19 protein-coding genes are annotated in these 22,722 nt (G+C 37.5%); 10 read left to right on the top strand and 9 right to left on the bottom strand.

What is annotated here, in order from left to right; genetic code table 11:
- Window positions 1–152: 152 nt before the first annotated feature.
- Window positions 153–1,907, top strand: a complete 1,755-nt coding sequence (locus GM418_RS00535; protein ID WP_158862127.1) for an ABC transporter ATP-binding protein — start codon at window positions 153–155, stop codon at window positions 1,905–1,907.
- The gene (locus GM418_RS00530) at window positions 1,891–3,657 is read left to right on the top strand and encodes an ABC transporter ATP-binding protein (RefSeq protein WP_158862125.1); all 1,767 of its coding nucleotides are present in this window, start codon (window positions 1,891–1,893) and stop codon (window positions 3,655–3,657) included. The genes GM418_RS00535 and GM418_RS00530 overlap by 17 nt, the downstream gene beginning before the upstream one ends.
- Window positions 3,658–3,717: 60 nt before the next feature.
- Here GM418_RS00530 and GM418_RS00525 read toward each other — a convergent pair whose 3' ends face one another.
- The 4 genes from GM418_RS00525 to GM418_RS00510 form a co-directional block, all read right to left on the bottom strand.
- Window positions 3,718–4,563, bottom strand: coding sequence for a hypothetical protein (locus GM418_RS00525; protein WP_158862123.1), 846 nt, complete (start codon window positions 4,561–4,563; stop codon window positions 3,718–3,720).
- Window positions 4,564–4,685: 122 nt separating this feature from the next.
- The gene (locus GM418_RS00520) at window positions 4,686–7,487 is read right to left on the bottom strand and encodes a M14 family zinc carboxypeptidase (protein WP_158862121.1); all 2,802 of its coding nucleotides are present in this window, start codon (window positions 7,485–7,487) and stop codon (window positions 4,686–4,688) included.
- 89 nt (window positions 7,488–7,576) lie between these two features.
- A complete protein-coding gene (locus GM418_RS00515; RefSeq protein ID WP_158862119.1) occupies window positions 7,577–8,029 on the bottom strand; it encodes a DUF4440 domain-containing protein in 453 nt (150 codons plus the stop codon).
- A gap of 16 nt (window positions 8,030–8,045) precedes the next feature.
- The gene (locus GM418_RS00510) at window positions 8,046–9,044 is read right to left on the bottom strand and encodes a DUF3500 domain-containing protein (protein WP_158862117.1); all 999 of its coding nucleotides are present in this window, start codon (window positions 9,042–9,044) and stop codon (window positions 8,046–8,048) included.
- A 181-nt stretch (window positions 9,045–9,225) separates the two neighbouring features.
- On the opposite strand from GM418_RS00510, the gene GM418_RS00505 reads away from it, so the two are divergent.
- Together GM418_RS00505 and GM418_RS00500 are read left to right on the top strand one after the other, a co-directional pair.
- The gene (locus GM418_RS00505) at window positions 9,226–9,702 is read left to right on the top strand and encodes a MarR family winged helix-turn-helix transcriptional regulator (protein WP_158862115.1); all 477 of its coding nucleotides are present in this window, start codon (window positions 9,226–9,228) and stop codon (window positions 9,700–9,702) included.
- On the top strand, window positions 9,686–11,047 hold the full coding sequence (locus tag GM418_RS00500) for an MATE family efflux transporter (RefSeq protein WP_158862113.1): 1,362 nt from the start codon (window positions 9,686–9,688) through the stop codon (window positions 11,045–11,047). The genes GM418_RS00505 and GM418_RS00500 overlap by 17 nt, the downstream gene beginning before the upstream one ends.
- Window positions 11,048–11,165: 118 nt before the next feature.
- Here the strand turns inward: GM418_RS00500 and GM418_RS00495 are convergent, their stop codons facing one another.
- From GM418_RS00495 to GM418_RS00475, 5 genes are all read right to left on the bottom strand, one after another.
- Window positions 11,166–13,214 carry a S9 family peptidase gene (locus GM418_RS00495; RefSeq protein ID WP_158862111.1) on the bottom strand — a complete coding sequence of 683 codons (2,049 nt, stop codon included), beginning with the start codon at window positions 13,212–13,214 and terminating at the stop codon, window positions 11,166–11,168.
- A gap of 96 nt (window positions 13,215–13,310) precedes the next feature.
- Entirely contained in the window at window positions 13,311–13,679 is a 369-nt protein-coding gene (locus tag GM418_RS00490; RefSeq protein WP_158862109.1) for a YccF domain-containing protein, read from the bottom strand.
- A 118-nt stretch (window positions 13,680–13,797) separates the two neighbouring features.
- Window positions 13,798–14,280, bottom strand: a complete 483-nt coding sequence (locus GM418_RS00485; RefSeq protein WP_158862107.1) for a PD40 domain-containing protein — start codon at window positions 14,278–14,280, stop codon at window positions 13,798–13,800.
- The gene (locus GM418_RS00480; RefSeq protein WP_158862105.1) at window positions 14,223–14,687 is read right to left on the bottom strand and encodes a TolB-like translocation protein; all 465 of its coding nucleotides are present in this window, start codon (window positions 14,685–14,687) and stop codon (window positions 14,223–14,225) included. Before GM418_RS00480 ends, GM418_RS00485 begins: the two co-directional genes overlap by 58 nt.
- A 2-nt stretch (window positions 14,688–14,689) precedes the next feature.
- Window positions 14,690–15,115, bottom strand: coding sequence for a glycine zipper domain-containing protein (locus tag GM418_RS00475; protein ID WP_158862102.1), 426 nt, complete (start codon window positions 15,113–15,115; stop codon window positions 14,690–14,692).
- A gap of 162 nt (window positions 15,116–15,277) precedes the next feature.
- On the opposite strand from GM418_RS00475, the gene GM418_RS00470 reads away from it, so the two are divergent.
- From GM418_RS00470 to GM418_RS00445, 6 genes are all read left to right on the top strand, one after another.
- Entirely contained in the window at window positions 15,278–15,568 is a 291-nt protein-coding gene (locus GM418_RS00470; RefSeq protein WP_158862100.1) for a YjbQ family protein, read from the top strand.
- Between the two features lie 75 nt (window positions 15,569–15,643).
- Entirely contained in the window at window positions 15,644–15,829 is a 186-nt protein-coding gene (locus GM418_RS00465; RefSeq protein WP_158862098.1) for a hypothetical protein, read from the top strand.
- A gap of 153 nt (window positions 15,830–15,982) precedes the next feature.
- Window positions 15,983–17,530, top strand: coding sequence for an IS21 family transposase (istA, locus tag GM418_RS00460; protein ID WP_158862096.1), 1,548 nt, complete (start codon window positions 15,983–15,985; stop codon window positions 17,528–17,530).
- A gap of 14 nt (window positions 17,531–17,544) precedes the next feature.
- Window positions 17,545–18,282, top strand: coding sequence for an IS21-like element helper ATPase IstB (gene istB / locus GM418_RS00455; RefSeq protein WP_158862095.1), 738 nt, complete (start codon window positions 17,545–17,547; stop codon window positions 18,280–18,282).
- A 63-nt stretch (window positions 18,283–18,345) separates the two neighbouring features.
- Window positions 18,346–19,266 carry an LAPAL motif-containing putative phage structural protein gene (locus GM418_RS00450; RefSeq protein ID WP_158862091.1) on the top strand — a complete coding sequence of 307 codons (921 nt, stop codon included), beginning with the start codon at window positions 18,346–18,348 and terminating at the stop codon, window positions 19,264–19,266.
- Between the two features lie 70 nt (window positions 19,267–19,336).
- A complete protein-coding gene (locus GM418_RS00445) occupies window positions 19,337–22,720 on the top strand; it encodes a helicase-related protein (protein WP_158862089.1) in 3,384 nt (1,127 codons plus the stop codon).
- Window positions 22,721–22,722 lie beyond the last annotated feature (2 nt).

Genomic DNA, 22,722 nt, shown 5'->3' with positions numbered 1-22,722 from the left:
GGTTTCGAATAGTTTTACTTCCGGATTTCAAATACAAATTCCTTCAGTTTAAATTAACAAGAATTATATGTCAGCTTCTTTAAACTTTAGGAAATATTGATTTTCAATCCATGTTTTTAACTTACTTTGTATGGCGAACTTTTAAACAATTCATGAAACAAAGCAGAAAAAAAGGAAACAAAGCAAAAAAAAGTAATGCCGGATTACTAAAGCTTTTAAAACCCTACAAGGGAATGATTTTTCTGCTCATTGTTTTTGCTTTAATAAGTAATGCGGCGAATCTGCTTATCCCAAGAATTATCTCACATGGTATTGATTCTTACTCTGAGGGGAATTATGTTTTGAAGACTATTTTAACTGAATTTTCGATTGCGGCAGGGATAATCTTCTTTTTTACAATGCTGCAAACAGTAGTTCAAACATTTGCATCTGAAAAAGTGGGTTTTGATTTAAGAAAAAATTTGTCCGACAAGATTTCAAGGCAAAGTTATGCTTTTATCCAGGATGCCAATCCCTCAAAACTGCTTACGAATCTTACATCCGACATGGATTCGGTTAAAATGTTTGTTTCCGTTGGTGTTTCGTCCATTGTTTCTTCAACGGTAATGATTATCGGCACATCGGTTTTTTTATTGATTATAAACTGGCGACTGGCAATTCCGGTGCTTTTTGTCATTCCTTTGGTAGGAATTACCTTTTTTATCATTTTAAAAAAAGTGCGTGTATTGTTTGTGCGGAGCCGTGAAGTTATCGACTGGCTGAACAGAGTAATTAATGAAAGTATTCTGGGCGCGGCCATTATTCGTGTAATTAATTCGCAACAACTGGAATACCGAAAATTTTTAAAAGCCAGTGCCGAATCCCGTGATATTGGAATTTCAATAGTTACACTTTTTGCTACATTAATTCCACTGATTAATTTTTTTGGAAACCTGGCTACATTAACCATTCTTGTGCTTGGAGGGCACCTGGTTATTTCAGGAAATATGTCGCTTGGCGATTTTGCTGCTTTTACAAGTTATGTTGCGATTCTTATTTTCCCGATTATCGTAATTGGCTTTATCAGTAACATGATTGCCCAGGCTTCTGCTTCGTATGAAAGAATTGAATCGGTTCTAAAAGCCGAAGAAACAGCAGACACGGGAACTGTTGATAAATCTTTGGAAGGAAATATAGAAATTAAAAATGTATCGGTTTTTTATGATGGCAAACCGGCCTTAAAAAATGTATCGTTTTCAATAAAATCAGGATCGCGCACAGCGATTATCGGCCCAACGGCAGCGGGGAAATCACAACTTTTATATTTGTTTACAAGTCTTATACAGCCCCGGGAAGGTACAGTTGAATTTGACGGAATAGATATCACGGAATTTAACAAAGAGACATTTCACCGTCAGGTTGGGTTTGTTTTTCAGGATAGTGTAATGTTTAATATGAGTTTGCGCGAAAATATTGCTTTTAGTGATATCGTTACTGATGAATCTCTGGAAAAGGCAATTGAAACTGCAGAATTAAAGGATTTTATCGGAACACTTTCAAAAGGATTGGATACAATTGTTTCGGAAAGGGGAACCAGTCTTTCCGGCGGACAAAAGCAGCGGATTATGCTGGCCCGGGCACTGGCTTTAAATCCAAAGATATTGTTGCTTGATGATTTTACAGCACGTGTAGACCAACAAACAGAACAAAAGATTCTCAAAAATGTACAGGAAAATTATCCGGATTTAACTTTGATATCGGTGACACAAAAAATTAGTCCTGTAAAAGATTTTGACCAGATACTTCTTTTGATGGAGGGAGAGTTGGTTGCAGCAGGAAAGCACAAGGACTTGCGGGCCACTTCTCCTGAATATGTGCAGATTTATGAATCACAAAAAAGTACCAGCCACTATGAGTTACAATCTTGATACCCTGCATGAAGAGAAAAAGGAAAAAAAGCGGCTGGGGTTTGCATCGGTAAAGAGCCTTGTCGCGCACATGGTTGAGGAAAAGAAGATTTTGCTTGTTGCTTTTGTGGCTATGGTTATTGCTGCTTTACTTAATCTGGCCGGGCCAATTTTAATCGGCTATGCGGTCGACAACTATATCCAAACCGGAAAATACCATGGATTGGTAATTTTTGGCAGTATTTTACTGGGAACCTATATTGTTGCGTTGGTCGCCGGTTATTTGCAAACCCGTTTGATGGGTGGAGTAGGGCAGCGAATGTTGTACACACTCCGAAATTCAGTTTTTGAAAAATTACAGGATTTACCTTACGACTTTTTTAACCAGAATAAAACCGGCGATTTAATATCGAGGATAAATAACGATACGGACAAAATTAACCAGTTTTTTTCGCAGTCGCTGATGCAGTTTTTACGGGTAATTCTTATTATGGTCGGGGCAGGTATTTTTCTGGTTTCAATTTTTTGGAAGCTCGGACTTGCAGCGCTTTCACCGGCTATTATTATTTGGATTTTTACCAAACTGATATCGCCGTGGGTAAAAAAGAAAAATGCAGAAAGTTTAAAAAGTGTCGGAAATCTGAGTTCAGAAGTTCAGGAGAGTCTGAATAACTTTAAAGTTGTTGTGGCATTTAATCGGCGCGATTACTTCCGGCAGCGTTTTGCTTTTGTAAACCGAAAAAATTATTCTGCCGCCGTGAGAGCGGGGATTGCAAACAATATATTTTTGCCGGTTTACACTTTGTTTTCGAACCTCGGTTTAATGATCGTTTTAACGTTAGGAATTTATTTCATTTCTGTTGGGGAGTTTACTGTAGGCTTATTAATCAGTTTTGTGGCTTATGTAAACAGTTTTTACAATCCTTTACGTCAACTGGCATCGTTGTGGGCAAATTTTCAAACAGCACTTGCTGCGTGGGATCGTATTCGAAGAATTCTTGACCTGGAAAATAATTTGCCAAGGGTTGGTTCAAAAAGTGTAGATGATACAGCAACCCTGGTTTCTTTCCGGGATGTTTCATTTTCTTATCCAAATGGAAACGAAGTTTTGCATAATATTAACTTCAACCTGAGAAAAGGAAAAATCTACGCTTTTGTTGGGCCAACCGGTGGAGGAAAAACAACAACCGCATCACTAATTTCTCGTTTGTATGACCCGACAAAAGGTACGGTTTTGCTTGATGGAAAAGATATCCGATCATTTTCTGCTGCCGAAAGGGTGAAACGAATCGGATTTATTTTACAGGATCCTTATCTTTTTAGCGGAACCATTCGCGACAATATTTTGTATGGAAATGAAGAATACAAAAACATCAGGAACAAAGAACTGGAAAAGATTTTCCACGACACCGGGCTGGAGACTTTGTTACAACGTTTTGAAAGGGGACTTGATACAAAAGTAAATGATGCAGGCGATGGGATTAGTCTCGGGCAAAAACAGCTAATCGCTTTTATGCGTGCCGTTTTGCGAAAACCCGATCTGCTTATTCTTGATGAGGCAACTGCAAACATCGATACGGTTACTGAACAACTGCTGGATGAAATTATTCGGAAATTACCCACCGAAACCACAAAAGTAATTATAGCACACCGGTTAAACACCATTGCCAATGCCGATGTAATTTACTTTGTAAACACAGGTAATGTTACCCGCGCCGGCTCGTTGAAAGATGCTGTTGACATGTTAATGAAAGGGAAAATGGCCAGCTGAAAAATTTGTCAATCCGAAATTTTGAAATCGAATGATACCGGAAGTTGTTTTACATTATTTCTATTTAGCGTAAAACACAGTTATACCATGCGCTTTACTCAGGCTCGCCTGATCACCGTTAGTTGTAAACAGGTAAATGTTTAAGTCGTAATTATCAACGAATTGTTTGGATATATCCACAACAGATTGAAAACCCGAGTTTAAAGAGTAGAGAAATGCGAGGCTGTGTTTGTCCGTGTCCCAGTGCCGGTCCTCTGGTTTACCCGAATCATCTACTGGTAAATTAAACGGCGAGTTTGAGACAATAGTGTCATTCAAACCAATTGATTTTAATTCTGCGAAAAATGCTTCAGCATATTGAGTATTTTCTTCACCGTTAAAAATTACATTACCATATAACAAATTTTTGGGAGTTGGATATACATTTTCTATCGAACAAGAGAAATAATCGTTTCCCGGAATACTTAGTTTCACCTGGTCTTTACTGACTGAAAAAGTCGATTGAATAGTAAAATCTGCCGTTTTAACCAAGAATGTGTACTCATCCTCCTTTAATTGATCTTCGGGAATGAAGAAATCTCCGCTTGATATACACAGGTTATCTGTTTGGTCTGGAGTTGGAAAATATGGGCATTTCCCTTCATCTATTTTATCACGGAGGTAAATATCAATGTTTTTTCTTCGGTTGTCAACTTTTGTGTCAAAAACCAGTTCGTATTGGTTTTCCAGACGCTGTGCTTCATAGAATTCAAAAATAAATCCTCTTCCCTGTTCACCAAAAATCTGATGATCCCAATACAAACTCAGCCCCTCGGAATCCGAAAGATTTCTGTTGAAATCTATTTCTTTTCCGCACCCCAAAAGCAGAATAGCAATAAAAAGTGAAAACGAAGTTTTTGATTTCATTTGGTCTTTTTTACCAGACGTTTTGTGTTTTGAGAAGGTTGCTTTTAATGGAAAATAAACTAAATGAAAGAATACAAATCCCTTTCGTCTTATGCGTGTCATTCCGGCAGAGGTAATTCATCTTACAAATGATCCCAGTTGATTAACACGTTCCAAAGTAGTGATGAATCGTGATGATTTAAATATCGGTTTAGCGGATTAAAAGTAAAAAACACAACATTTCCTTTTCCGAGTGGGACATTAAAAATAGCGCCCTGGCCGACAATAGCGTCTTCATTTTTTACCATTCCCGATAAAACATATTTTGGCTCTTTCTCTTTTTTTACCTCAGTTGTATCACTTTTTTCAGTTTCCGTTTTATTCAATTCTTTTTCCTCCATCTTCTTTTGCCCCAATATTTTACCTGTATATTCCACTTCATCTTTTAATGGTTTTGTTCCATATTGTAGCACCATTAAATTACGATCATATTTTTCGGTAGCTAAAAGTTTCCCATTCCCTTTAAAAAGGTGGAAAGTATCCGGGTAACCATATAAAATAGGGCTTTTTGCATTTCGGGCTTTTGCGCTTACAAGCGATCCGGGATGAAACAAGCCACCGGGTGAAAAGCTGCTCACTTCCTTTCCTATTCCTGCGTCGGCGATAATGGCTGCAGAATTTGCCAGCGGTACCAAAACTCCACCATCTCTTACAAATGTTTTTAGGTTATTTAGCCCGTCAAGTCCGGGGCCGCCTGTCATATCTTCCGTCGAATCAGGGTATCCGTGTGAAGGGAATTCTGCTGTTTTTGTGTAGGGCATTGGACCAAACCGGTCGTCCAACCCATTTACAAAATAAGATAAATCACCTCCCTGATGTGGAATAATAATAACATCGAAACGACTTTTCAACTTCCCATTTTTTAAGTCATCTTTGTCTATTGAAGTGAAAGGAATCCCTTTTTGTTCCATGGTAAAGCGGACCCAACCTTCAGCCTGCGTATTTGTCCAGCTGTGGAAAACGGCAATCTTGGGAAGCTGAATACTTCTCGAATTTTCGCCGGTTATATTTTTTGCCAGAAGATCGATGCCATACTTTTCAGCCCAGTCATTTGCCTGTTTCGAGGTGAGTCCTTTCAAAATTAAAGAACCGGTCTGTAAAGTATCTGTTCCGGCAATAGTCACAGAATCCAGAATTTCGGATTCAAAATTATTGTATTGATTTGCGGCGGCATAAAGACCGGAAAGCACCGGAGCCTGGGCTTTATAATTTATAATAAAATCAGAACCATCACCCGTAACTTTTCCTGAATAAACGATATTTTCGTTCACAAGCGAAAGTTCATCAGTTGAGTATTTCAATGAATCATATTTTTGAACATCCACACCGTACATATAACCTAAAGTCCAGGCAATTGCATCATAAGGCGGAAATTTTGCATCGGCACGGTATTTTTGTTCGGTAAGCAAATCATAGGCAAAACGACTGTATGGCTGATCAAGCAGAATTACATATTCTCTTTTCAAATTGTTTACTTTGTGAACTTCAATACCCTGTCTGCGGAGCTGATTGACCAAATAGGCAGCCATAACCGGATCGCGCTGTTCCTCAGAAATCACAAACATCTTTGTTTCATTGATTTTCGAGAAGTTGGTTCCGTTTACACTTTTTTGATAGAAATTCCGGAGCAGCATGTTTTTATTGTTTGCAGCGTATTGTAGCGAAGCCAGAACACCGGTTTCGGTGTAGTTGATATTGTTTCGGGCCGACCAATACAATTTTCCTGTTGATGGATCCGGTCGATACCACTCGCGCGAAGTGACCAGATCGCCCGCAAATTTAGCTTTCGAAATATCGCGTAAATAGGTGTTCGCGCCTGCATTTCCGAAAGTTTCAAAAAAACGTCCGACAGAATTATGGTTATTGGCCACCCATATTCCGTAGCCCGGCCACCATCCGTCGTAAAAAGCCCATTCAAAAACACCCGGTAATCCCTGGGCTGAAAAAGTTGTTAATTCATGATTGGCAATGGTTTGCCATTCACCTACAGTGATCGGATCAATATTCTCGTTGTATGGCCCGGTTCCGGTTGAAATGTAAAGTAAAGGAACCGATTCGTGTAAATCGAGCATTACATTCGGATGCCAATCAAAATAGATTTTAAAAATAGCTTTTGTTATTTCCTGCGAAATCTGTAATCCGTCCCGATTATTATCGTGGTAAACATATTTACCCCAGTAGGGTGCAACTCTTCTAAAACCATCATCGTATTCCTTTCTGTCTTTGGTATAACGGTAGTACCAGTCCACCTGTTTGTCGCGGCCATCGGGTTCTGAAACAGGATTTATAAGAACAATACAATTTTCAAGAATATTGCTGTAGTCTTCCGATTTATCTGCTATAAGACGATAGCTCAGTTCCATCAGCGCTTCAGGAGAACCCATTTCTCCCGAATGCATGGCGCCATTTAAGAAATAAATGGTTTTCCCTTCTTTTATAAGTTTTTCAGCTGTTTTGCTATCTGTATTTCTTGGATCTGCAAGCCTGGCCATTATATCTTTATAACGCTTCAGGTTTTTTATGTTTTTTTCACTTGAAATTGTAATCAGATTTATCGGTCTTCCTTCCTCACTGATACCTATCTGTTCTATTTTTACTTTGGATGACATTTCCGAAAGTTTTCTGAAATATCCGTAGATTTCTTCGGAATGATGCATGACGCCCGGCGCACCGATGATAGAACCAAAATGATCAAGCGGTGACGGAATCCCTTTTTGTAAAGGCATCTTTGCCAGCATTGGAGGGAGAAAGCGCTCATCTGTGGTATATTCCTTTATTTTGTTTTCGTAGCTTGTATCGTACGATTGCGCTGATAACACAATTACGCTGCACATAAAAATAAACAAAGAAAGAATTCTGTTGACCCGGAACTTGTTGCTTTTCATAAGTTGAATTTTATACCGATATAAACTTTAAATATAAAAAGATGTTTACTTATCAATTGAAATTATCATAATAAAAATGAAGTTGTTGCTCATTTTGCCGGAAGCATATTTCTTATCGCAGAAATTTTCCAGGTGTTATTCTCAAAAACAACAATAAACGTACTCCACATTTTTCGTTTTGTGCCGTCAGTATTCCTGATTTCATAACGGGTATCAACGATGGCGCTCTCTGAGTTTAAAAATCGTATTTTGTCAATTGTAATCGTTCTTTCTCTGGGATTGCTGCCCGAACTTTGCATCATCCCTTTTGTTGCCATGTCAACGCCAATTCTCCATTCACCCGATGAAACCAGCTGATCTACGTCTGTGGTCAGAATACTTTGTAATAAACTTGTATCTTTGGTTTCTCTTGAATAGGTGTATTTTTCAATTAAGGCGTTAATTGTGGTCACATGTTCGTTATCGGTTTTTGGGGCATTTTGAGCGGTACCTAAAACTACACATGTAAGGGTGAAAAGACTAAAAAGCGTAGATTTTTTCATTGCTGTCAGTTTTGTTTTAATGATGATGAGAATGCTGGTAATGTTCCCTGATTAGATTACGGCCAAAATCTCCGTCAAAATCCCGCCACACCGAATGAATATGGTTGGCGTTATTTTGTGTATTGTCAAACTCAATTAAAAATGTTTTTCCTTGAACGCGGTAATAATGAGGTTTACCGGCTTGTGTGCCTCCGGCCCAGCCAAACCTGATTTCCCCCAGCTCTTCACTTTGTATCTTTTGCATTCGTTTCTCTGCCAGTTCTTCCGGAAGGATTGCCAGGTATTCGTTTATTAAATTCAAAAGCAATTCCTGGTTGGTTCTTTTTAGTTCTTTTAGTTTTATTCCAACCGGGTTTAGAGGATCCACTTCTGCGTCATTACGAGTAACAATGTCATAAGGAGGATGCTCACTAAATATTGCTTTTTGTTTTTCCTGAATGGAGTTTATTAATTGTAATCCCAAATCTTCTTCCAAAAAAAGTGTCCGTGTTCCTTTTCGTTTTCCACTTTTTACAGTAGCAGGGTTAGCCCCCATAAACCGAGGTGCAATTTCTGTTTTTCCGTTTATAACCGCAAAATTTAACGAAAGATGATGTCCCTGAATACACCAGGACCACAAACTGTCCTTTTCCGGATTTCCGTAAAATGCGATATAATATTTTTCCGGATCGCGGGTATGCGAGTTCCCTGAAATTTCAGCAAGCACATCCTCAAGGCTAATGATTTGTTTTGTTTTGGAATAACCGGTTTCGCTGAGAGAAGAGTGAAGGAATTCAAAAAATAATTGTTTCTGGTCCCGATTTAATTCTCCAAGTGAAATTCCAGCCCGCGGAAACATCGTCGCGGGAAAATAGTGCCATTCACTTTTTGAATCATCATTGAAAGCGTGCAGCAGTTTATCTTTCTGTTCACCGGTTAAAGAATTCAGAAAGGATAAAGCCGGTTCTGAACAATTCGTTTCGAAAGCAGACATGAGAATGAATAAAATGATAAATAATATAAATTTTGTTTTCACTTCTTATGTGTTTTACTTCTTTGTCAGACGGTGCAATAGTTTTAAAACAAAGCAGTTGCCCTTATGTTTAGAATGGCGTTTTGTTTCGAAACTTTACTATGCGGATAAACATTTTGTTAAAACTTATGTTTGGATAAAATGAAATTAGTTTGAATTCAAACTAATTTGGTAATTTTGTCACATGTTTGGTTCTGAAGAAGAAAATAACAGGAGGTCGGTCGGCAAGCATATCGGATTTTTGTCAAGGGCCGCGCACAGATACCTGAAACATAGTTTTAAAGATTATTCTATCGGGCATGCGCAGGTACTGACCCTGCATTTTATTAGCAGAAATAACGGGCTAAACCAGAATGAATTGGGGCATTATTTAAATCTTGACAAATCTTCAGTAACCTCACAATTAAATATTCTTGAGAAGAATGGTTATGTTATCCGAAAGCCTGATAAGAATGATTTCAGAGGACGAAGAATATTTATTACCGAAAAGACCAAAGCGCTGCAACCTAAACTTTATGAACGTTTTTCTGAATGGAGCAAAATTTTGCTTGATGGATTTACAAAAGAGGAGATTGAATTCATCTATTCCTTTTTAGGAAAAATGATTACTAACGCAAATAAAGCATTTGGGGAGTTTAATAACAATGAGAAGAAGAAGTAAAAATCTTACTGAAGGCAATATAAAAAAGCAACTTTACACACTTACCTGGCCCATGTTATTTGGGATGATGGGGATGGTGATATTTAATTTGGTTGATACTTATTTTGTAGGGAGACTCGGCGTGAATCAGCTGGCTGCGATGAGTTTTAGTTTCCCTATCGTGATGTTTGTAAACAGTTTATCACAAGGAATTGGAATTGGTACAAGTTCTTTGGTCTCCCGCAATATTATTAGCGAAAGCCGTGAAAATGTGAGAAAGATGGCAAGCCGGGCTGTTTTGCTGGGGGTAATTGTTGTGGCTGTTTTTGTTACTATCGGGTTAAATACCATGCGGCCGGTTTTTAGTTCGCTAGGAGCAGGTGATGCCATTCTCGATTATGTAATAGACTATATGGGCGTGTGGTATTTTGGTGTTCCTTTTGTTGTTATTCCGATGATCGGAAATAACATTGTAAGGGCAACCGGAGATACTTTTCTGCCGGGAATGTTAATGGTTTCGTCGGCTGTTGTAAATATTATTCTTGATCCAATGCTTATTTTTGGATTTGGTCCCATTCCGGCTATGGGAATAAAAGGGGCGGCGCTGGCAACTGTTATTGGAAGAAGCGTTGGGTTGGTTTTTATTTTGTTTGTTCTTATTCGCAGAGAAAACCTCCTTACCGTCAGGTTTGGAAGAGTAAAAGAGATATTGGAGACCTGGAAAAATGTTTTGTATATCGCAGGGCCGGCTGCTATCGGAATGCTGATTACGCCTGTTTCAATTGGTTTTATTACCAAAATAATTGCCGGATTTGGGAAAGAAGCAGTGGCTGCATTTGGTGTAGCATCACGTGTTGAAATGTTTGCTTTGATGGTAATTGTTTCGTTGGGCTCAGTTCTTATTATTTTTATCGGGCAAAATATCAGTAAAAATCAATTTGCACGAATTTTTCATTCTCTTAATTATTCTATGAAGTTTTCAATGCTTTGGGGAATGTTGGTATTCGTATTGTTTATTGTTTTAGGAAAACCAATTGCGTCAGTATTTACTGATGACCCGATGGTGATTGATATTGCGAGAAAATACTTCTACATCGTTGGTTCCAGTTACGGATTTCAGGGTTTACTTATGTTGAGTGCGAGTAGTTTTAACGGGATAAATAAACCCTATCCGTCGGCCATTTTTTCTGTAGTAAGAATGGTTGGGTTGTATGCTCCTTTTGCTTGGGTAGGCGCGAAAATTATAGGAATATCGGGTGTTTTCTGGGCCGGTTTTATTGCTAATATCGTTGTAGGAGTTCTGTCATTTAGGTATTTGCACAAAACTGTTCATAAATTGAAATTTGCAACTAAAGCTAGAGAATAATAGGATAGTCTTATATTTTTCTAAAGACTTGCGCATATCCTGGGCAGCCCGGTTTCCGGCAGTGGATTTGAAGCAATTTTTTTGAGAAGAAGCAGATAATACTACTTCCGTAATGTTTTTACTTTTTGTTTTTATAATGATCAAACCAGCTGAGAATAGAGGCAACTTTATAAACCAAACCACTCGGTTTACTTGTTATTCCGTGATAAGCTCCCGGAATACGCACCAAAGCTGTTTCAACTTCTTCCAGTTTAAGGGCAGTATAAAATTGTTCAGCTTCCCCGATTGGCGTTCGGAGGTCGTTTTCACCGGTTAATAACATGGTGGGAGTTTTTACATTTGGCACAAGCGAAAGCGGAGACCTTCTGAAATATTCGTCCGGGACATCCCATGGTTTTCCTCCAAACATGTAGTCGGTTGCCCAAATAGGAATATCGGAATACAGCGATTCACTAACCCAATTGATTACTGGTTTTGCTGAAACGGCAGCTTTAAACCGATCCGTTTTTCCAACAATCCAGGCAGTTAAGATTCCACCACCACTTCCGCCGGTAACAAAAAGATTGTTTTTATCAACAAACCCTTTTTCGATAACAGCATCCACTCCCGACATTAAATCATCATAATCGTGATTGGGGTAATCATGGTGAATGGCATTTCCAAATTCTTGTCCGTAGCCGGTGCTTCCCCTCGGATTGGAATAAAGTACCACATAACCGGCAGCAGCAAATAACTGTATTTCAGCAGCGAATGATGTTCCATACATTGCAAAGGGACCACCGTGTATTTCCAGAATCAACGGATACTTTTTTGAGGGGTCAAAATCGGGGGGTGTTACAATCCATCCCTGTATTTTTTTGTTGTCGAAAGAAGAATTCCACCATATTTCTTCTACGTTTCCAACTTTGCGAAACGAGAAAAGATCGTCATTTAATTTTGTAAGACGACTTTTCTTTCCATCTTTCCACATTCCCAAATCAGCCGGATGTTCTGTTGAGCCAATGGTAAATGCAAAGCTGTTATTTTTCGATACACTGTATGAACCTGCGTTGTACGGACGACCAAGAGAAAGCCCTCCCATTCCGTTCACAAGTGTTTCTGTTTTACTATTTGCCAAATCAACAAAACCAATTTTGTCGTCTCCTTTGTCGGCATATTGAAAATAAATTCCTTTGCCATCATTTTTCCAGTGGATATTGTTGATGTCGCGATCCAGCTTGGGAACCAACAATTTCGAACCGGAACCGTCAGCTTTCATTACATAGAGATTGGTTACCTGGTAACCCTGAAATGAATCATCAAAACCAAGATAAGCAATCTGTTTGCCATCCGGTGAAACTGAAGGCGCATCATCCGGCCCAAATCGACTGGTCAGTGCAACTATTTCTCCGGTTTCGAGATGAAGCTGATATATTTCTGTATTCAAAGGTTCCAGCTCATGGTTTTTATGCAGATTGGCCGAGAAATAAATTTGTTTCGAATCTGCCGACCAAACCGGACTCGAATGGTTGTGTTCTGAAAAAGTCCACTGACGTGCAGTTCCCCCATCCATGGTAATGGTGAAAATTTGTTTTTTCCCGCTTTTTAAATAACCTCTTCCATCGGCTCTGTAATTTATATCATCGATATAAACCGGCGGTTCGTTCCATTTTGCTCCCTCTGGCTTAGACGGAATATTTAATAAGTTATCTTTTTTTGCAGGTACAAATTTTGTAAAAGCCAGTTGCCAGTCGTCGGGCGACCAGTTAATTTCTCCGGGTGTGTATTTTGTATTCGTTAATGCAACAGTTTCCCTGGTATCCAAATACATCACATAAAGCTTTACTTTTTTGTCCTGTTGGTTGGAAAGAAAAGCGATTTTACTTCCGTCGTGCGACCATTTGGGAGCGTAATCCGATTGGTTCCCCTGTGTCAGCGGTCTGTTATTGCTTCCGTCGCTATTGATAATCCAGAGGTTTGAGTGGTATTGATCCGTCATGATATCCATAAAATTACGGACATAGACAATTTTGTTACCGTCAGGCGATATTTGTGGATCGCTGATAAATTCCATATCAAAAACATCCGTAATTTTAAGGTTACTGCTTAACGGAGACTCTGATTGGGAAAACGCACTGGATGAGACAAGGGTAAAAATAACAAAGAGAGGAAGCGCAATTTTTTTCATAAGGAATATTGTTGCAGTTATTAAATTTACAATATAACACACAACATGTTAAATTGCTCAAATTAGCTCAATAATTAAATTTATGGAAAGAATCTTTCAAATGACTTTTCTTCCAAATGGTGTTAATGCGAGTGATGCCATTTTAAAATGTTGTTTGGCCCATGGAATTCCGATAATTGTTATTCCGAGCAATATGCCAAAAAAGAAGTGGGTGAGTGTAATCCAGATTCCACCAATAAAAAGCCAAAGAACATTCATAATGGTTGAAAGGCAACCGGGGGCGTAATCCATGTACTCAATCTTTTGTCCGAAAGGCCATAAGGCCAGAATTCCAAGTTTAAACGATTGTAAACCAAAAGGAATACCAATAATCGTTATACACAGCAAAAGACCGGCAATAATGTATTCAATAAAAATGGCGAAACCGCCAAAAATCAGCCAGATAAGGTTTCCAAGAATTTTCATTTTATTCGTTTTTTGTAAATGTAGCTTTTTCTTTTAAATCATGGATAAAGTCTGCTTTCATCCAGTAAATATTTGAATTTCCATTCTCTGGTGAATTATGGAACTTTTGAAATATATTCTATGTAAGTTTTTCTTTTATTGAAGAATCCACACGGGCTGACATAAAAAAGAAATAGTTGCCATCGGGCGAAAAACTTGCGGAGTATTCGAGCCTGCTTGAAGTGTTTGCTTTTTCACCCATATTTAACGGCTCACTCCAGCCTTTTTCTGCTTCGTAAAAGCTAATGTAATAATCGGTTGAACCATAAGAATCAGCCATTCCAAAAACGGGGATAATAATAAAACTTTCGTCTTTTGCGATGGTAGCGTTGAAACGGGCTACTCCTTCATTGATATGTTCAGGTAGTTTTTCAGGGTTTTGGTATTTCCCGTTTTTGAATTCTGATTTATAAATAAATCCACGCTGGGTTTTGGGGTCTTCGCGCGTGAAATAAAGATTACCATTTTCAGAAACAGAGGGGAAGAATTCTGACTCACCGGTATTTATTGTCGAATCAAGTTTGTATGGTTCGGCCCAGAAATCATTTGCGCGTTCAGCCACCCATATGTCAGTAAAAAACGGTTGGTTTCGTCAAATTCATTTCCTTTATTGGATACAAAAAACAGTTTTTGCCCGTCGGGAGAAATAAAAGGTTCGATAAAAATAAACCTGGGATCGCTGGCAAAAGGAACAACTTCCGGATTGCTCCACCCCTCCTCTGTTTCCTTACAGAAAAAAATGGTTGAGTAAGCTGAATTTCCGATATTGAGTCCAAAATAAATTTCTTTTCCGTCGGGAGTAAATGTAATATCACGTGCTGAAATGCCTGTATTGATGATTCCCGGGGCAAAAAGTTCGGGCTTGTTTTTCGGAAGTTCCTGCCCCAGATAAGGGCCCGAGAGTTTTTGAAAAGATTCAGTGCAGCCAAACAGCATAGCGGCAGAAATGAATAAGAAAAATCTTGTCATCTTTATTTTGATTTGAAAAAAAGCATTAGTCCGAGAAAAAGAATTCCCAGGATGAGTGCCATTAAAATAAGTAAGATTTTATTACCTGAACTTTCTGAATGGGTGACTGATTGATTTCTGCCAAACCGGCTTTTGGCTTCCTTTTTTCTGGCAGCCGTTTCAAATGACAACCCCAGCGATGAGCCAACGGCAACTCCGATGGCAATTCCGATAGCAATGTTGTCCATCGCCACACCAATCGCCACACCAATTCCTAGTCCGACTGCAATTCCTGAAGCCATATTTTTCCTTCCGGCGCGGTTTTTTCTTCGGTTTTGGAACACCGGTTCCGATACATCGGCCCGGTTTTGCTTGATCAATATAATTATCAGAAAAAGCAGGAGAAAGGCAACTACTGCAAGTCCAACAAAAAGATAAGACTGATCCATTTTTATTTAATGAGTAAAAAGTTAATGCTGAAAATTACAAAATTTTATGTTTGACTAAATTTTCATTAACAAATTGTGTTGATGACTTATTCTTTGCTACAAGCGTTTTTTCTTTTGCTCCTGAAAGCCTACTTTTAGTTTTGAACTAAAATTTCTGAAAAAATGATTCAGCAAAATGAAATAATACTTTCCGGTTACAAAAGGGGGTACCATCTTATAACTTCTGTTATTGAAAATAACTTACCAAAACTTCCAGAGAAAGGGCTTTTACATATTCTGGTAAAACATACATCGGCAGGAATAACCATAAATGAAAACGCAGATTCTACAGTCAGGGGCGATTTTGAGCGGTTTATCAATAAAATGATCCCGGAAAACGACCCTTCTTATGTTCACACTTATGAGGGAGCGGATGATATAACATATACTTTGTATTTTAATACATGTATTTAAATGTAATTCCCATCATATTCATTGTATTTTAATACATATATTTGTAATGAACATTTTCTATTCTTCATTATAAATATGACAGTAAAAGCTATTCTACTAATCAGAAAATCGGCAGATACACAGGAACTTGAAGAGCAAAAGTTACAATTAACACAATATGCAACCTCCAATTTTCAATTTCAACAGAAAAACCTGGTAATAATAGAACATGCGGAATCTGCTGGAAAAAACGGTCAAACTGACCACCCCAGGCCGGAATAAAATGACCACCCTCGCCAGTTTAAACTGACCACCGCGTGCCGGAGCAAATTGACCACCAGCGCCGGACTAAAGTGACCACCCACCAAAAGAGATTGATTTTACTTCTGTCGAAGCCATAATTTCATACTGATTTAAACAAATTAATATGAAAACATGGCTAATAAATTAATCGACATGAGTAAAGTAAGAAAAGTCATTCAGTTACACCACCAGGGAAAAGCAAAGCAATTTATCAGTAGGTACCTGGGCCTTTCACGCAATACGGTCAAGAAGTATATCGCTCTATACAAGGTGTTAAACCTTACAATTGATGATATTGATAAGAAGAGTGATTCCGAGCTGGAAAAGATCTTTAGCAGGGATACCGAAGATGTTCTTTCCCCAAAGCTAAAAAAGGTTTATAACTTCTTTCCCTACATGGAGCGTGAATTAAAAAAGACCGGCGTTACCAAACAGCTGATGTGGGAAGAATATTATGAAAAACATCCCGATGGACTAAAACTAAGCCAGTTTAAAGCCCACTACCTGCGTTGGAATAAAAAGGTTAACCCGGTAATGCATATGGAGCATAAAGCAGGCGATAAGATGTTTATTGACTACGCTGGCAAAACCCTGGAAATTATCAATAAAGAAACAGGCGAGATTGAAGAGGTACAGTTTTTTGTTGCCATACTGGGGGCCAGTCAATACACCTATGCAGAAGCCTCACCGAGCCAACAAAAAGAAGACTTTGTTGCTTCGGTTGAAAATGCACTGCACTTTTACGGGGGAGTTCCTGCAGCTATTGTCCCTGATAACCTAAAGTCTGCCGTAACCAAAAGCAGCCGGTTTGAACCTACCATTAACGAAACGTTTATGGACTTTGCCGAACATTACGGTACAACAGTTCTTCCGGCTCGGGCTTACCGTCCCCGGGACAAGTCACTGGCAGAAGGAGCAGTCAAGATATTATACCAAAGAATATATCCGGCCTTGCGCGGCAAAGATTTTTACAGTTTAGAAGAGCTTAACAGTGCAATTTGGGATGAACTGGACAAGCATAACAACAAAAAGTTAACCGGCAGGCCAACGTCCCGGTATCAATTATTCGTTGAAGACGAAAAAGGCAAGCTTACCGCATTACCTGTAGAAAAATACGAGATTAAAGAAATAGCAATAGCCACCGTAGCCATGAACGGGCACGTGCTGTTAAGCAAAGACAAACATTATTACAGCGTTCCGTGTCAGTATTTAAAGAAGAAGGTAAAGCTGGTGTTTACATCAAAAACCGTTGAAATATACCATAAATACAACCGCATAGCTTTGCACAAAAGAGATGGACGTAAATACTTCTACACCACAAACAAAGACCACCTGGCAACAACACACCAGTTTGTTACCGACTGGACACCGCAGCGTTTTATCAACTGGGCAGCTTCAATTGACGAGAGTGTAAAGGAATTTATAATCAATGTGCTGGAAAGAAAACAACACCCTGAACAATCCTATAAAAGCTGTATGGGCGTATTGGCTTTTGCCAAAAAGGTTGGGGAAGAAAGGCTTGCCAATGCGTGTAAACGTGCATTGGAACATCAGGTTTACAACTACAAAATCATACAAAAGATACTGGAAAAAGGGTTGGATAAACTTGATGATGAAAAACCGGACGAACCGGAACTTCCTTTTCATAACAACATAAGGGGAGGAAAATATTACAACTGATAAAGTAAAAAACAATGAACGAAGTAACATTAACACGAATGAAACAGATGAAGCTCCATGGTATGCATGGGGCTTTTAAAACAGCTGTCGAAACAGGTAAAACCGATGATTACACCATCGACCAGTTTGTATCGATGATAACAGATGCCGAGTGGGACGATCGCAACAACCGCAAGATAGAGCGATTGATAAAAAATGCAAGGTTCCACTATAAAGCAACCATTGAAAACGTGGTGTACGAACATACAAGAAATATCGATCGGACAAAACTGTTAAGACTGGCTGAATGCGATTTTATTAATAAAAACGAGAATGTATTAATATCGGGCAGCACCGGTGCCGGCAAAAGCTACATTGCAACAGCCTTAGGGTATCAGGCCTGTATCGAGGGATACAGGGTTTTGTACTTTAATACAACCAAGCTGTTTTCTAAACTAAAAATGGCAAAAGCCGATGGATCTTATCTCAAAGAACTTGCAAAAATGGCCAGGCATCAGTTAATAATACTCGATGACTTTGGCCTGCAACCCTTAGATAGCCAAAACCGGATAGCTCTGTTAGAGTTAATTGAAGATAGGCACAATAAAGGATCTATGCTTGTAACATCACAGCTGCCCGTTAGTAAGTGGTATGAAATAATCGGGGAGAAAACGATTGCCGATGCCATACTTGACCGGTTGATCCATCAATCGCACAGGATTGAGCTGATGGGTGAATCGATGAGAAAAAAACGAAACATTTATAGTGAATAAAAAACAGTAAATTTGTTGTAATCTGACAGAAGAAAAACGTTCTCTTTTTGTTGAAAATGGTCGATGGTCAATTTAAATTGGCCTGGGGTGGTCAATTTGACTGGCGTTTCCAATTACCAGATGCAGAATGAATTTTTAATACAATTTGGCGGTGAAAATCATATAAGGGTAGAAACATTAACCGAATTTTTAGAAAAGTATAGATTTCTACTTTATCGGATAAACAATAATCTTGGTTACTCAACTGAAGATTTAACGGTAGAAGTTTCACCGCCAGAGAACGGTAGTTTTCGAATAAAAATTAGTCCAAAATATGAAAACCAGTTACTTAATACCGTCAGCGGAATATTAGGTGGCACAATGTCGGGATTAATACTCGCATGGGTGTTATCAGGAAGCAATGCATTAACCGTTGAAGACGTACAAAAGATTATTGAAGGTATAGACTCTAAACAAAAAACGGAAATAACAACACAAGTTTATAATATTTACCAGCAGAACGATGTAAAACAAACGATAAACCAGTCATTTGAGATAGTTTCAAAAGATAATAATATTCAAAGTCTTGATATTTCACAAAACAACCATAAGATTATTAGTATTCCTAAATCTGACTTCCCAAAATATATTAAACCACAATCTGAACTAATTCAGGAAATCATAGAAACGGAAAAAACAGAAATTGAACAAGTATCATTAATTGTAAAAACCGTACACTTTGAAGGTTCAGCTAAATGGGGATTTATATGGAGAGGATATCCAATAAAAGCATCATTAAAAGATGAAAACTTTATTAAAAAATTAAGCTCTGAAGCATTTAAACGAGGTGATATTTTAATGGTGAAACTTCAAAAACGAAGCGTTTACAACGAAGATTTGAATACATACATTATTGATGAAAACAGATATGAGATAGTAGAGGTATTAAATCATATTTCTAAAAATAGCAATGATGAAAATTACAAATTGAGCCTAAAAGAATAGTTGGTTAATTTAAAATTAAATAGCTTGGAAAATTTGTAACTTCACGATTTTTGAATATTAAACAAAACCAATGATACTCGACAACGAAAACCAGGAACTAAAAGTCCATGAGTGGATAACCAAATACACAGAAGAAGGTAAATTAGATATTGTTACAGGGTATTTCACCATTGGTGCGTTAGCTTATGTGTCCAAACAGGTTAACGATAAAATATCTGATTTCAGAATGGTTCTGGGTGACATTGTTAATTCCGATGCTGAAGAAGACAGGCCATTAGACCTACTAAATGAAAATATAACCATTGAAGCGGCCCTGCAACTAAATAGTATATCAAAAGAAGCTGTTGCATTTTTAAAACAAGATAAAGTAAAAGCTAAAACCCTCGAACCCAACTTCTGTCATGCAAAATCATATCTATTCAAACCAAAAGAAAAAGATGATAGAAACAATTATTTCATTACTGGTAGTTCTAACCTAACAGAAGCAGGTATTGGATTGAAAACCACAAATAATATAGAATTAAACATTGCTGAAACAGGGAATAACAACCAATACAAAGAATTGGTGAAATGGTTTAATGATTTATGGGGTAAACCACAGGCACATACCAACAAAACCCTCGTTAGTAAAAACGGTGAAAAAACTAAAATTAATTTTAAAGAATACCTGATTAGTGAAATTGAAAAAATCTTTATAAAATACTCACCTCGTGACATTTATTATAAAATTCTTTTTGAGCTATTTGGTACACAATTAATAGAAGATGAAAATGACCCTGAATTTAACCGTCAGGTTGGCCGTTTAGAAAATAGTGTGGTGTACAAAACACTTTACGAGTTTCAACGAAAAGGTGTTTTAAGTCTGATAAAAATGTTGCAGAAATATAACGGTGCAATTTTAGCTGATGCGGTAGGTTTAGGTAAAACGTGGTCGGCATTAGCCGTTATGAAATTCTTTCAGTTACAGGGACGGGAGATTTTGTTGATTTGCCCTAAAAAATTAGAAAATAACTGGAAAAAATACCGTAAACACCAGGATTCCAAATTTGAAAAAGACCAATTAGATTATTTTGTTCGGTTTCATACCGATATGAATGAAGACAGGGTTGAAAAATACGATGACCGTGCCGATAAATTTTTCACCAACGATAAACCAAAACTTATTGTAATTGATGAATCACATAATTTAAGAAATGATAAAACGAAAGGTTATAATTTTCTTTTGGAACAAATATTAAAACCAAATGATGATATTAAGGTACTTTTACTTTCAGCTACACCAATCAACAATTCATTAAACGATATTAGAAATCAGTTTAAACTTCTAATACAAGGCGATGTGCAGGGTTATGATGATAGTTTAGGGGTACGTAACATAGATTATACCTTCCGTTCTGCACAACAGGCATTTAATGAATGGAAAGAGGATACTAACCCTAAAATAACTGATTTTATTAAAAAATTACCTGCTAATTTCTTCACTCTAACCGATTCATTAACGGTTGCACGAACACGTGATATGATAAACGGTCACCAAACCGAACTTGTATTTCCAGAAAAAGCAAAACCCGTTAATTTATTTGTAACACCGCAACAGTTAGGGAACTTCGACACATTTGAAGAATTGTTTGACCATTTTCCACCCATGTTATCAGGATACCAACCCTCATTTTATGTTGATATAGATGAAAGTGAAAAGGATGTGTTACATGATGAAAGACAACGTGACCGTTTTTTAGTAAAAATGATGTATATATTAATGGTCAAACGATTGGAATCATCCTGGTTCTCATTTTATTCAACTGTTGGAAAAATAAAAGACCACCACCAAAATACAATTGATAAAATAAACGATTATCTACGGAATAAAGATAATGTTGACATTGAAACAGATGATGTTTTAATTGATGATGAAGAAATGCAGGATGTATTTGATGAATTTACTCTTGGTAAAAAAAGAAAAATCAGTATAAAAGAAATTGATGAAGCAGATAACATTCAAAATTATAAAAACGACCTGAAAAAAGACTTGGATGCATTGGATACACTATATGCCAACATGCAAAAATTTGAAACTAAGATTGATAAAGAAATAATAAAACCAAACAACAAAAAATCAGAAGATAACAAGCTTGAAGAACTTATAAAACAAATTGAAAATAAACGTAGAAGCGGTAAAAACAACAAAAACCAAAAATTTGTAATTTTTACGGTGTACCGTGATACTGCAAAGTACATTTTTGACCAATTAAAAGCAAGGGGATATGATAGATTAGCGATGGTTTCAGGTTCTGGTTCATTTACTTCCGATTCAGATGAAGAATCTAAAAAATTTGAATTTATATTAGAACGTTTTGCACCATTTACAAAGCTATACAGGGAAACAGAATGGGAATTTGATGTTAATCCTGATGATGCCAAAAATTATAATGAATGGGTAGAATGGATAGCTGACAACCAACCAAAAACCTATGATAAATTAAAAAAACCAATAGATATTTTAATTGCTACCGATGCATTAAGTGAAGGGCAAAATCTTCAAGATGCAGATATGGTAATTAATTACGATATACATTGGAATCCTGTACGTATCATACAGCGAATGGGACGTATTGACCGTCTGGGTTCACCTAACAAAAAAATATTTGGTATAAACTTTTGGCCTTCTGATAATATTAATAATTACTTGAATTTACAAGGACGAATTGAACAAAGAATGGCCGCAATGAAACTGGCTGGTTCTGAAGTTAACCTCGAATTTTCAGATACTTTTAAAGAAATGGCTGAAGATGAAAACCTCGAAATTCGTCTGAAATCCCGCATGATGAAACAAATGGAAACAACATGGGATGATATTGAGGTCAGCGATGAAAGTTTAGGGTTCGATGATTTGTCATTAGAGCGTTACAGACAGGATTTAAGAGAAGAATTCAACCTGGATAAGACAAAGTATCAGCGTATGCCAAAAGGTGTTTATTCGGGCTTTAAAGCTGATGATAGCTTGTGTTCTGAAAACGGTATTATTGCACTCATGGGTTATCCTGCTAAACCCGAAAAAGCACGTGTTCACGAGTACAAAGTATTCGACTTGATTTATATTAATTATAACGGTGAATTGGTGCTACTTAACCAAAAAGAGGTGCTGGATGTGGTAACACATCACAAGGACAATGACCGTTTTGTTCCTGATGCAATTGATAACGGTGTAGAACCCGAAATAAAAAAATTAGTTGATGCAATTAAATCATACCTCGACAATCAAAAAGCTGATTATCAAAAACAGGAAGATGGTACGGTTAAAAAGGTAATGGGAAAGGAAGCAACCGATATATTATCAAAATTACGAAAAGGTGACCGTAATGCGATTACACGAGTAAAACAAAATATAAAAGTTGATGAAAAATTTCAGCTTGAAAACTTTGATTTAATAACCTGGTTTTTAATTACTGTATAAAA

It is taken from the genome of Maribellus comscasis (assembly GCF_009762775.1).
GTDB lineage: Bacteria > Bacteroidota > Bacteroidia > Bacteroidales > Prolixibacteraceae > Draconibacterium > Draconibacterium comscasis.
This window is presented reverse-complemented; position numbering and strand designations above follow the sequence as displayed.